The organism is Candidatus Eisenbacteria bacterium, assembly GCA_035712145.1.
In the GTDB taxonomy this organism is placed as follows: Bacteria; Eisenbacteria; RBG-16-71-46; order RBG-16-71-46; family RBG-16-71-46; genus DASTBI01.
This window is the reverse complement of the sequence record DASTBI010000019.1, coordinates 1-11,678: the sequence shown is the minus strand read 5'-3', so window position 1 is coordinate 11,678 and position 11,678 is coordinate 1. Positions and strand designations below refer to the sequence as shown.

10 protein-coding genes are annotated in these 11,678 nt (G+C 66.7%); 4 read left to right on the top strand and 6 right to left on the bottom strand.

Annotated elements, in window-relative coordinates; translation table 11 throughout:
• Positions 1-133: 133 nt before the first annotated feature.
• The 4 genes from VFQ05_00920 to cysC all read left to right on the top strand — a co-directional run bounded on the left by VFQ05_00920 (position 134) and on the right by cysC (position 6,135).
• Complete coding sequence (locus tag VFQ05_00920; GenBank protein ID HET9325314.1) at positions 134-460, top strand: hypothetical protein; 327 nt, start codon at positions 134-136, stop codon at positions 458-460.
• An 840-nt stretch (positions 461-1,300) separates the two neighbouring features.
• Positions 1,301-3,982, top strand: coding sequence for a cation-transporting P-type ATPase (locus tag VFQ05_00915; GenBank protein HET9325313.1), 2,682 nt, complete (start codon positions 1,301-1,303; stop codon positions 3,980-3,982).
• Between the two features lie 537 nt (positions 3,983-4,519).
• Positions 4,520-5,599 (top strand): phosphotransferase, encoded by a 1,080-nt coding sequence (locus tag VFQ05_00910; protein HET9325312.1) that lies wholly within the window; start codon positions 4,520-4,522, stop codon positions 5,597-5,599.
• Positions 5,596-6,135, top strand: a complete 540-nt coding sequence (gene cysC, locus VFQ05_00905) for an adenylyl-sulfate kinase (protein HET9325311.1) — start codon at positions 5,596-5,598, stop codon at positions 6,133-6,135. Before VFQ05_00910 ends, cysC begins: the two co-directional genes overlap by 4 nt.
• Positions 6,136-6,204: 69 nt before the next feature.
• Here cysC and VFQ05_00900 read toward each other — a convergent pair whose 3' ends face one another.
• The 6 genes from VFQ05_00900 to VFQ05_00875 form a co-directional block, all read right to left on the bottom strand.
• On the bottom strand, positions 6,205-6,330 hold the full coding sequence (locus VFQ05_00900; GenBank protein HET9325310.1) for a hypothetical protein: 126 nt from the start codon (positions 6,328-6,330) through the stop codon (positions 6,205-6,207).
• 541 nt (positions 6,331-6,871) lie between these two features.
• A complete protein-coding gene (locus VFQ05_00895) occupies positions 6,872-8,044 on the bottom strand; it encodes an ABC transporter permease (GenBank protein HET9325309.1) in 1,173 nt (390 codons plus the stop codon).
• Positions 8,045-8,052: 8 nt separating this feature from the next.
• The gene (locus tag VFQ05_00890; GenBank protein HET9325308.1) at positions 8,053-9,246 is read right to left on the bottom strand and encodes an FtsX-like permease family protein; all 1,194 of its coding nucleotides are present in this window, start codon (positions 9,244-9,246) and stop codon (positions 8,053-8,055) included.
• An 8-nt stretch (positions 9,247-9,254) separates the two neighbouring features.
• On the bottom strand, positions 9,255-9,959 hold the full coding sequence (locus VFQ05_00885) for an ABC transporter ATP-binding protein (protein ID HET9325307.1): 705 nt from the start codon (positions 9,957-9,959) through the stop codon (positions 9,255-9,257).
• Between the two features lie 9 nt (positions 9,960-9,968).
• Positions 9,969-11,147, bottom strand: a complete 1,179-nt coding sequence (locus VFQ05_00880) for an efflux RND transporter periplasmic adaptor subunit (GenBank protein ID HET9325306.1) — start codon at positions 11,145-11,147, stop codon at positions 9,969-9,971.
• A gap of 334 nt (positions 11,148-11,481) precedes the next feature.
• On the bottom strand, positions 11,482-11,678 hold a 197-nt coding region (locus VFQ05_00875; protein HET9325305.1), incomplete at its 5' end, for a DUF6496 domain-containing protein.

The window sequence follows — 11,678 nt, the reverse complement described above, 5'->3', positions numbered from 1 at the left end:
TTCGTGCGGCTCACCCAGGGTGCGAACCAGCGCATCGTCCGGACGACTCTTCTGAACTGACGCTCATGCCTCCGCGCCTGCATCCTTCCACCGATCGATGTTCCCTCATGCCCGCACCCACAGGAGTTCTGCCGTGACTGTCGACATCCGCCTATACCTCGGGTTCGCGGGCCAAGCCGGGAGGCTGGCAGCCGTACGGCAGGACGTGGAGGAGCTTCTCCGGTCCGTGCGCGGGCTGCAGCGATTCCTGCTGCTGGAGACTCCGGAAGGGCTGGCGATCGTGCTCGAGTGTGAGGACGGCGCGGCGTGCGAAGCGTGCGCACGCCTCGCCGAGCGCTGGATGCAGGAGCGCATGCCTGCGTTGTCGGGGTACCAACCTCTGGCGGTGACGGGAGAGGTGATCGCCGAGGTGGGCGCGCCACCGATCCGGGAACTCACCGACGAGTTGCCACCATCCTAAGACGCACACCCGTGCCAGCCTTGGCAACGGGGATGTGATCAGTGATCCGCACCGGCGCGGGTCGTGGCGGCTGCGGGAAGTTCAGCCGCCCGTCGCCGCGGTCATCACGTCGCGCATCAGCGTCAGCGAAGAATTGCCCAAGACGTTGTCCGTGGACGGTGGCAGGATGCCCCAGTCGAAGGAGTCAGCAACTCGTTCTGGCGGAGCCGGAGTCGCGAGAGGACGACGAGAGGGGGTCGCAATGAGATACTGATCGGTGTTGACGATTCGCCTCATTCTCGGGCGGCCCTCGCTCGGGCCTCGACAAGCTGATGATGGGTAGTGTCGCCAGCCGTTTGATCACCCCGGTCAGGGTGGTGAAGCTCAAGAGGTGATCGCCCGTCTCATCTCCCTATCGCGTGACGTTCTCCGCTGATGCAGCGAATGGCCCTGCCGGCTGACGTTCATCGTCCAGCGCCTGACCCCGCCAGAGTCGAACCTCACCTGATCACCTGGAGCGCGGGGGGGATTCGCCTCGAGGGGCCGGTCGAGTCGGTTGCCGAGGTGCTGGATGCATTGGGGAAGGCCGCACTCGCCAATCCCCGCGTCCTGGTCATCGCCCCTGGGGTTGCTCTCGTCCATGCACTGACCGGGGACCACCGACCGCCCGAGCTCCACTGGGTTCAGCTTCAGCACCCGTCGACTCTGGATGGTTCTGATTTGCGGGTCGACTTGATCGCCGTGCTGGGAGCACCGCTCGATCGATGCGACCAAGCCCTTCGTCTGACTTCCCGACTGCTCGCCTGTTTTCAAGATCCCGAGGTCGCCGCGAGGGCGCGCTCGGCAACGAGTGCCGAGCAGTTGAACGAAGTCATCCGCAATGCCGCAAACGCCAGCGGAGAGAGATCGCTCTCCGAGCAGGATCTCTACCAGCTTCTCGGCACCGGCTCCTCAGGTCTCACGACGGCGGAGGCGGAGCGACGGCTTCGAGCACTGGGACGGAATCAGCTCCAGCGCGTGCGCCGCCGCGCCGTGGCATGGCGTCTTCTCGACCAGTTCGCGAACCTGTTCGCGTTGCTTCTATGGATCAGCGGCATCCTCGCCTTCGTGGCGGGCATGGCTCCGCTGGGCTGGGCGATCTTGGCCGTCCTACTGGTCAACGGTGTGTTCGCCTTCTTGCAGGAGTATCGCGCCGAGCGCGCCATGGAGGCGCTGGAGGCGCTTCTGCCTCACACGACGTCGGTGATCCGTGACGGTGCGTCGACCCGCGTGCCGGCGTGGGCCCTCGTGCCCGGCGATCTCGTGCACGTCGAGGAAGGCGACCAGATCCCAGCCGATGGACAGCTCGTCCAAAGCGAGCGTCTGCGCGTCGATCAAGGGCCGTTGAGTGGCGAGTCGCACCCGGTGTTCAAGCTTTCGGCGAAGGGGCACGAGCATCAATCGCTCCCCATGGAAGAGCGACACGAACTCGCGTTCGCCGGGACCGGCGTCGTCGTTGGCTCCGGATCCCTGGTCGTCACCGCGACCGGAATGAGAACCGAGGTCGGCCGAATCGCGCGACTCACTCAGGAGGTCGGCGAAGAGCCAAGTCCGCTCCAACGCGAACTCGGCCGCGTGACTCGAGTGGTTGCGATCCTGGCGCTCTCGTTCGGTGCAGGGTTCGTTCTCATCGGCATCGGCTCGGGCCTGTTCCGCGTGCCCCAAGCTCTCCTCTTTGGTCTCGGCGTCATCGTCGCCAACGTTCCCGAAGGGCTGATGCCAACGCTCACGCTCGCCCTGGCGTGGGGGGTGCAGCGTATGGCGCGGCGTGGAAGCCTGGTCAGGCGTCTTTCGGCCGTCGAGACCCTCGGCGCGGTCACCGTGATCTGCACGGACAAGACCGGCACTCTGACCGAGAACCGGATGCAGGCCCGAGGGGTTTGGACTCCCGGGCGCTTCTGGGATCCAAGCCAGCCTGGTGATCCACCCAAGGCCGTCCGCGAATTGCTCGAGGCCGCCGTCTTGGCCTCGGAAGCCACCCTCACCCACGGCGATCCGACGGAGCGCGCACTGATCGAGGCCGCAGCCTTGGTCGGCCTCGACCCGGAGGGACTTCGGGCCTCGCGACCTATCGAGGCGCCGTATCCGTTCGACTCCTTCCGCAAGCGAATGACGTTGGTTCATCGCGAACCTCTCGCCGCCTATACCAAGGGCGCCCCTCGCGAGACGATCGCGCTGTGCGAAAGGATCCAACTCGATGAGGGGACGCGACCTCTTCGCGATGACCTCCGCGCGATGGCCCTGTCCGAGCACGAAAGGTTCGCCGCTCAAGGACTCCGGGTGCTCGCGGTCGCGACCCGAGAGGCCCGGGAATGGAAGCCCGGCATGCAGGAAGACGCGGTCGAACGAAACCTCGTCCTTCTGGGTCTGGTGGCGCTCTGGGACCCCCCGCGTCCCGAGGTCTCCGCGGCCATGGCGCAGTGTCGCCGGGCAGGCATCCGCGTGATCATGGTTACCGGGGACGACCCACGTACGGCCGCGAACATCGCGGCGAGGGTGGGGCTCCAGGTGAATCGCGTGGTGACAGGCAAAGAGTTGGCGGATCTGCCTCGCGAGGCGCTCCACGATCTCGTTCGAGGACCGAACGCACTGGTGGCTCGCGCTTCGCCTTCCGACAAGCTCCTCGTCGTCCAGGCGCTGAGGGAGCTACAAGAGATCGTGGTCGTGACCGGCGATGGGGTCAACGACGCGCCCGCTCTGAAGGCCGCCCACGTGGGCGTCGCGATGGGGCGTCGCGGAACGGAGGTGGCGCGGGAGGCGGCGGCCATGGTCGTGACCGACGACAACTTCGCGTCGATCGTCGTCGCCATCGAGCACGGCCGCAGCGTGTACGCGAACGTCGGCAAATTCGTCACGTACATCTTTGCCTCGAACGTGCCTGAGCTCGTGCCGTTTCTGGCGGCGGTGTTCTTCGGTTTGCCCCTTCCCCTGACGGTGATGCAGATCCTGGCGGTCGATCTCGGCACGGACCTTCTGCCGGCGCTCGCTCTGGGAGCGGAGCGCCCGGAGCCGGACATCATGGATCAGCCCCCCCGGCCTCGTACCGAACGGCTCCTCCCGGCCAGCCGCCTGATGCATGCCTACGCATTCCTCGGTCTCGCCGAAGCGGCGCTTTCGATGTTTGGCTTCTTCTCGGTCTATTGGACCGCCGGTTGGCGACCGGGACTTCCGATGGCGGGTGAAGGAAGCCTTTATTCCCGCGCGACGACGATGACCCTGGCCGGAATCGTGGCCGGACAGATCGGCAACGTCTTCGCTTGTCGCACGCAACGCGAGTCGGTCCTCAAAGTGGGGCTCTTCAGCAACCCGCTCGTCGCGATAGGAGTAGGGTGCGAGGTCGTTCTCCTGTTGGCTCTGATCCACGTGCCCTTTCTCGCACGCGCTTTTGGTCTTGCTCCTCTCCACCTGCGAGACTGGGCGTTGCTGCTCACGTTCCCTCTCATGATCCTCGGGCTCGAGGAAGGTCGTAAGTGGCTGATACGTGTTCTTCGCGCTCGAGCTTGATCGGCGGTCGACGACATTCACTCGCCTGGTCTCAGAGGCTTCGTGCCGGTGCTGGCGGAATCGAGGTTGCGAGCCGTCCGGCTGCCACTCCGTCAGGCCCGTGACACGGTGTCATCCCGTTCGGAAGTCAGTAACCGTCTATCTCTGCCTGCTGGCCCGCACGTCGTGTGGCCCGGCCGATGCATGCTCGTTACTGTGCTGCTGCGAGGGTCCGATGAGTGACCACTGCGGTTGGGGGATCCCCAACCCGGCGCGCGCGCGGCCCGGCAATGAACGAGGCGTTGCCGGATCTGGCGAAGCACGAGTCCGGAAGGACGCTTCGCACACGTCGCGCCACCTCGAGTCGGTGGGTCGCCAGAGTGAACAAGCTCAGCACCTTGCGGCGGCGGCGGCCTCGCGGGCGGTGCAAGCCGCCCGCGGGGCTCGCTCGCATATCCGAAGACGCCACGCCCTGCATCGCCATGCTGGACTCGGCCGCCGCCAGGAGAAACCCCAGCCGAGGGTCGACGCCCGGGCGTGCGCCGCGGGAGGTAGCGAATGAATCAAGAGAAGGTCCGCCTCTACCTGGAGTCGCGATTCGGTGAACCCGTGGAGGTGATGGACCTCGTCCCTTTGGGCGAGTCTTCAAACGACTCCTTCAAGGGCTATGGCTATGGAAAGCCGTTGCGCGTGGACTACACGCGACGTGGGGCTCGCCACTCCGCCGTGATCGAGACCGTGAAGCCCGGTCGCTTCGGTCACGAGACGATGGCGGATCGCGCGCAGGTCCTGCTGCTTGGACATCTCACGTTCAACGATCTTCCACGCCATGTCCAGAGTCTCGACGTCGGTGGTGACCGCGGCGACGCGCTGATCTCGCTCGGGAAAGTGCGCGAGTTCTTCGGCCTGCGGGAGTACGTGGCAGGCCGCGAGTACGTGGAGGACCTCGAGCGAATGCGGGAGCGTCCCGCCCCCGCCGACCTCGACGTGGCTCGAGCCGACGCGTTGTGCGACTACCTGGTCGCGATTCATCGCCGCAGAGCCGGCGAGGCGGGCCTGTACGTCCGTTGCGTCCGCGAGCTGCTGGGTCACAGCGAGTGCATCATGGGGGTGGTCGACGCGTACCCGGAGGCCGACCTCGTGGCGACGCCGGCGCTGCTCGAAGCCATCGAGCATCACGCGGTGCGCTGGCGCTGGCGGCTCAAGTCCCGTGGGCATCGCCTCGCCCAGGTGCACGGGGACTTCCACCCTTGGAACATCCTCTTCCGCGACGGAACGGACTTCTCGCTACTCGATCGCTCGCGCAGCGCCTGGGGCGAGCCGGCGGACGACGTGGCGGCGCTGACCATGAACTACCTCTTCTTCGGACTCGACGAGGAGCGCCCATTCGAAGGCGCGCTTCGGGGCCTGTTCGATCGTTTCTGGCGGCGTTATCTGCAGTCCAGCGGCGATTCCGAGCTGCTGGACGTGGTGCCTCCCTTCATGGCGTTCAGGGCCTTGGTCATGGCATGCCCAGTCTGGTATCCGACCCTGGCGACGCCGACACGAGCCCGGCTGATCCACTTTGCCCGAGCGATGATGGAATCGTCGGGCCTCGACCTCGCGCGAATCGATGCCGCGCTCGAAGGCCCACGATGAGCGCCGGCTTCGCCGTGTGGATCACCGGCCTACCCGCTTCGGGGAAGTCCACCGTGGCCCGCGCGCTGGTCGATGCCCTGACCGCGGCCGGGGTGGAATCCGAAGTGCTCGAGTCCGACGCGCTGCGCCCCATCCTGACGCCATCGGCGACCTATGACGAGACGGAACGCGACGTGTTCTATCGCGCGGTGACCCACCTGGGCGCCCTGCTGGCGCGCCACGGAGTGGCAGTGATCTTCGACGCGACCGCGCCGAGGCGAGTCCACCGGGAAGGAGGACGCGCCGTGATCCCGCGATTCCTGGAAGTCCTGATGGACTGCCCGCTCGAGACCTGCATGGCGCGCGATCCGAAGGGCATCTACCGCGCGGCGCGTGAAGGACACGCGACCACGGTTCCCGGCGTGCAGAGCCGATACGAGGCCCCGAGTGATCCCGACCTCATCGTCCGAGCCGACCACGAAACGCCGGAAGCGGCTGCGGCGAGGATCGTGGAGGAGCTGAAAGCGAGGGGATGGATCGGGCGCGTCTCCAGTTGAGCGGTCCGTGACTTTGGGGACGCCGCGCGCAAGGGGTCGTGGAACCGCCTGGCGGTAGAGCTGGCCCTTTCATCGGGGCTGGGTCGCCTCCTCGGCCCAGCGGCGTTCCGTTTCGCGCCGGATGGCAGGCAGCAGGAGGATCCGGATGGTCACGATGCCGAAGCGAGCCCACCGCCAGTAGCTACGGAATCTCATCCTGGCATCTGCGTCTGTCGCCACGGCCCGTGTCTCGTGGCTGAACCGTGTGAGCGCGGCACCGAGAGCCTCCGCTTCGAGGGTCCAAGCGATCTTCACCTCATTGGGCTCGGCGTACGACGCAAACCGTTGGGGCGCGATCGGCGTGAAGACTGTGTTCGCCTGCCAGGGACGACAAGTGGCCCCGCACACGATCAAACGCGCCGGTTCCTCGAGTAACAGTCCCCAGCCCAGGCTTCGCATTTCCGCGAGGAGTCCCTGTGGCTTGCGTGGCGATGACGGTTCGGCTCGCATGAGCTTCTCCCGAAGCCGGAAGATGGCGCGCACGAGAGGGAGAGCCTGGAGATCGAAGTTCGCGGCCACATCCATCACGAGCGATGCAGGCGCCTTGATCGTCGTGTGAAAACGCTCGCGCACGTCAGGGTGTGGAATGAATGCGTCCAATGGCGATGAGGAGATCATGGGACCACTCACGGCTCTTGGCTCAGGTGGAACGGTGTCGCCAGCAGGGGCGCGGCGAGGTTGCTGAGAGGTGGGTCCGCTAGGCCGCCCTCAGGCTCCCCGCCAGTGACTGCTTTGCCGCCTGGCGCGCGGGCAGGAAGCCGCCCACCACGCCGAGGATCACGGAGAACAGGAGGCCCAGCGCCACTCCCATCGGTGTCACGCGGAAGGCGAAAGCGACCTCGCTGAACGACGACCAGTTCGTGGTGCTGGTGGTGATGCCGTTGATCGGCAGCGCCAGCAGGACGCCGAGGACCCCGCCGATCAGGCACAGGATCACCGACTCCGCCATGAACGAGGTCATGATCGAGAAGGGCGAGAAGCCGAGCGTGAGCAGGACGGCGATCTCCCGGGTCCGCTGACTGACGGCGGCGTACATCGTGTTCATGGCGCCGAAGATCGCTCCGATCGCCATGATCAGGGTGATGAGCACGCCGGCGAAGCGGATCATGTTGGCGAGCAGCGCCGACTGCTCGGAATAGAATGCCCGCTCGGTCTTGACCTGCACGCCGAGGCGCGGGTCGGCCTCGAGGCGCTTCTCGAGCTCGGCGAACTGGCCGGGATTGCGCATGCGGAAGGTCACGGACTGAAAGGCATCGGTGCGCTGAAACGCCGGCATCAGCACCGCGTTGTCACCCCAGATCTCGGATTCGAACGCCGAGCCGTCGGCCTCGAACAGACCCACGACGTTGAAGGACTGCTGGCCGAACCGGATCTGATTCCCGACGGCGAGGTTCTGGAAACGGGGCGAGATCCGCCTTCCGACGATGACCTCGCCGGTCCCCGGCGTGAACATCCTTCCGGACGTGACCTTCACCTGATCGCGCAGCGTGAGGCTGGCCGGATCGATGCCGCGGATCGTGACGTTCGAGCTGCCGCCTGTGCCGCCGAGCCGCGGCAGATTGGTGAGCACCACCATGTCCGTGCTCACCAGTGGCCGGCCGTCGGGGCCGGTCGCGATGTCGGGCAGGGCTTTGATGATGTTGGCGGCATCCCGTCCCACGCCGCTGCTGATCTCGCTGTCGGCGCCGACGCGCATGACGATGGCGTTGTTCGGCGAGCCGCTCTCCACCAGCGCCGCCTGGAAGCCCGAGGCCAGGGCGAAGGCGCCGACCAGGATCATCACCACCATGGCGATGCCCCAGCCGGTGGCCAGGGTGGTCCATGGCCGCTGCATCACGTTCCGCACGTTGTAGATGATCGGAATGGCCATGACTCCTCCTACTCGACGCGACGCAGCGCGTCGACGATCTTGAGCCGCGACGCCTGCACGGCGGGAATGATGCCGCTGGTGGCGCCCATCAGAACGGCGATGCCCACGCCGGTCGCGACGGTGGCCCAGCTCACCGTCATCGGTGGCAGCAGGCCGCCGGCGTTGAATCCCGAGCTTTCGATGGCCCACTTGGCGAGCAATGCCCCGATGATGCCTCCACCGAGGGTGATCACCGCGGCCTCGGCGAGCACGATGCGGAAGATGGTGCCGTCCTCGAAGCCGAGCGTCTTCATCACGCCGACCTCGGCGGTGCGCTCGCGCGTCGCCATCATCATGGTGTTGGCCGCGACCATGAGGATGGCGAAGACGACCGCCAGCCCGATCACGCCGATCAGGAAAGGCACGTTGCCGTACATGCTGACGAAGCCGGCCTGGAACGCGCGCTCGGTCTCGGTGTGCGTCGATGCGGCCGAGTTCTCGTAGAGCGCGTCGACCGCGCGGGTCACGTCTCCGGCGCGGCCCGGGTCGGCGAGCTGAAGCGTGTACCAGCCGACCTGGCCCTGGCCGCCCATGCCCTTCTCGCTGAGGTACTTCCAGTGGAAGAACAGGGCCTCCTCGCCGAACTGCGGATCCTTGGCGCGGTAGACCGCGCGGATGTTGAAGGTCCAGGTGCCGGGGAAGATGGTGCCCGAGACCTTCACCTGCTGGCCCAGCTTCCAGCCCATGCGCTTGAAGAGCTTCTCGCCGACCACGCAGGCCTCGCGTTCGAGCATGTACGCGGCGAGCGTCGGATCCATCCCGGGCGGGACGGCGGCCCCCGGCGGGGGCTTGTCGTACGCGATGATGTCGTAGTCCGCGCGGTACATCGTCAGGTAGTTCTCGGACCCGGCGAACTGAGCGTAGAAGTTGCTGTTGTCGACCGGATCACGGCCGCCGAACCAGTTGGCGTACGAAACCTCCTGAACGCCGGGAATGGTGGCCAGTCGCTCACGGTAGGAGAGCGGAAGCGGGAAGATCAGCGAGATCGCGTTGCGCGTGATGAGCTTCGACTCGCTGCCGATCTTGATCGACTCGTTCAACGTGTCGAGCACGCCGCGCAAGGCGCAGAACAGGAAGAGCGCGATCATCACGCTCATCATGGTGAGGACGGTGCGCCGCTTGTTGCGGCCGAGATTGACGAGGATCAGCGAGAGCAGGTTCACATCGTCTCCTACGCCGGAGCCATGACCGGATAGGCGCCGGACTGCGACTCGAGCACGCCCTTCTCCAGATGGAGGCGGCGGCGGGCGCGCTCCGCGGCATGCGGGTCGTGGGTGACCATCACGATGGTCTTCTTGAACTCGCGGTTCAGCCGCTCGAGCAACGTGAGGATCTCCTCGGCCGCCTTGCGGTCCAGGTCGCCGGTCGGCTCGTCGGCGAGCAGCACCGTGGGATCGCTCACCAGCGCGCGCGCGATCGCGACGCGCTGCTCCTGGCCGCCCGAGAGCTGGCGGGGCAGGTGCTTGACCCTGTCTCCCAGGCCGACGATCCCGAGCGCGTGCTGGGCGCGATCCTTGCGCTCCTTGCCGCTCATCTTCACGAGCAGGAGCGGCAGCTCGACGTTCTGCTGCGCGGTCAGCACCGGAATCAGGTTGTAGAGCTGGAACACGTAGCCGATGTTGCGCGAGCGCCAGCGCGCCAGATCACGCGGCTTGAGCTTGGCGATGTCGGTGCCGCCCACGCTCACCGATCCGGTGGTCGGCCGATCGACGCCGCCGATCAAATTGAGCAGGGTGGTCTTGCCGCTCCCCGAGGGTCCCATGAGCGCGACGTATTCGCCCTCCTGGATCGAGAGCGAGAGGCCATCGAGCACCACGACCTCCTCGTTGCCGCGGCGATAGATCTTGCGCACGTCTTTGATGTCGATCAGCGCCATCGATTCCTCCTATCCACTGCCCTTGATCCGCACCCGCGCACCTTCCTTGATTCCCGCGGGCGCGTCGAGCACCACTTGCTCCCCGCCGGCGAGCCCGCGGCGGATCTCCACCTGGCTGCCGCGCGCCGGTCCGACATCCACCGTGCGCGACGTGGCCTTCTCGTTTTCGATCACCCACACCCGGGCGCCATCACTGCCCTGGGTCACCGCATTGGACGGCACCAGCACGCGGCGCGGAGCGTTGGCCATGGCGTCGCCCTCGCCGCGGGTGAATTCCACCTTGGCGCCCATCTCCGGGAAAATGCGGGGATCGCGATCGAGGATCGACACCTTCACCTGCACCGTCGCCTTCTGGCGATCCGCCGTCGGCACCACCTGACGAACCGCGCCCGTGAAGGACGTATCGGGATAAGCGTCGAGCGTGATGCGGCTCGGCTGTCCCGTGTAGACCTGCGCGATGTAGGCCTCGTTCACGTCCACCTCGACCTCCAGCGTCGACAGGTCGGCCATGGTGACGATCGCGGTGCGGGTGAGCCCGCCGCCGGCCGACGATGGCGCCACCATCTCGCCGACTTCGGCGTCCTTGCGTAGCACCGTGCCGGCGAATGGCGCGCGCACGTTGGTGTGCTCGAGGCTCGCCGCGGCTTGAGCCACCTGCGCGACCGCCGCCTGGGTCTGCGCTTCGAGCGAGGCCTTCTTGGTGCGCGCGGTCTCCACCTCGGTGATCGCGATCACGTTCTCGCGATGGAGCCGCTCGGCGCGCTCGAGATCGCGCTGCGCCTGCTCGGTCTCGAGTCGCAGCTGCTGCGCGCGCGCACGAGCAGCGTTGAGCGCGGCGCGGTAGTCGGCGCTCTGGATGCGGGCGATCACTTCGCCCTTCCTTACCTTGGATCCTTCCTGGACGCCGAGGTACTCGAGCCGCCCCATGACCTCGGCCGATACCGAGGCCTTGGTGCGTGCCACGACGTAGCCATTGGCGGTGATCCCTGCCGCGGTCGCGGTCCCCCCGCCCGTGGCCGAGGCCGTCGCCGTCTGCACCTCGACGCCCTTGGGCCGCAGGGTCGCCCATGCGATCCCGGCGGCAGCGACCAAGGCCACGATCAGGATCCACAGCCACGGCCCGCGACCGCGGTTCGGCGCCGGATCATCGCGCTGGATGCGAAGACGGGAGAGGTCGGGTTCTGCCATGAGCTTGCCTGGGCTCCAGGAAGGGGGAAGAGCGGACAAGCTACGGATCGCGAGGCGGAACGGTCAAGGCGACGACGCTCAGGTTGACTTGGACGCGAGTTGACCCAGTCCTAGGCGTTCGTCCGCCCGCGGCCGGGCGGATGCACCTCTATCCGTAGTCCTTCAACGTGGGGCAGACCCACTCTGGGATCCGGAGGGATCAGGAGGGCCTGAGCGTGAGCGGGGGGATTCCTACCGTCTCGAGACGCCCACCTGGACAGGGGAGAAGAAGCTCACGCTCCTCGCGCGTTGACGCTGGCCGCGTCCGCTCCCCGGTCGTTCGTCGGGTGGGAGGCTACTTCTTCTTGCCTCCCGCCTTGCGCGGGACCTTCCCGCCCTCGCGGCGGGCCTCCGACAGTCCGATGGCGATTGCCTGCTTCCGGCTCGTCACCTTCTTGCCGGACCGGCCGCTGCGCAGGGTTCCATGTTTCCTCTCGTGCATCGCCTTCTCGACCTTCGTGCTGGCTTTTTGTCCGTACCGCGCCATCTCGA

What these genes read in the sequence shown, in the direction of transcription:
- VFQ05_00910 (HET9325312.1), top strand. Translation starts at nt 4,520, where the DNA reads ATGAATCAAGAGAAGGTCCGCCTCTACCTGGAGTCGCGATTCGGTGAA.
- cysC (HET9325311.1), top strand. Translation starts at nt 5,596, where the DNA reads ATGAGCGCCGGCTTCGCCGTGTGGATCACCGGCCTACCCGCTTCGGGG.
- VFQ05_00900 (HET9325310.1), bottom strand. Translation starts at nt 6,330, where the DNA reads ATGAGATTCCGTAGCTACTGGCGGTGGGCTCGCTTCGGCATCGTGACC.
- VFQ05_00895 (HET9325309.1), bottom strand. Translation starts at nt 8,044, where the DNA reads ATGGCCATTCCGATCATCTACAACGTGCGGAACGTGATGCAGCGGCCA.
- VFQ05_00885 (HET9325307.1), bottom strand. Translation starts at nt 9,959, where the DNA reads ATGGCGCTGATCGACATCAAAGACGTGCGCAAGATCTATCGCCGCGGC.
- VFQ05_00880 (HET9325306.1), bottom strand. Translation starts at nt 11,147, where the DNA reads ATGGCAGAACCCGACCTCTCCCGTCTTCGCATCCAGCGCGATGATCCG.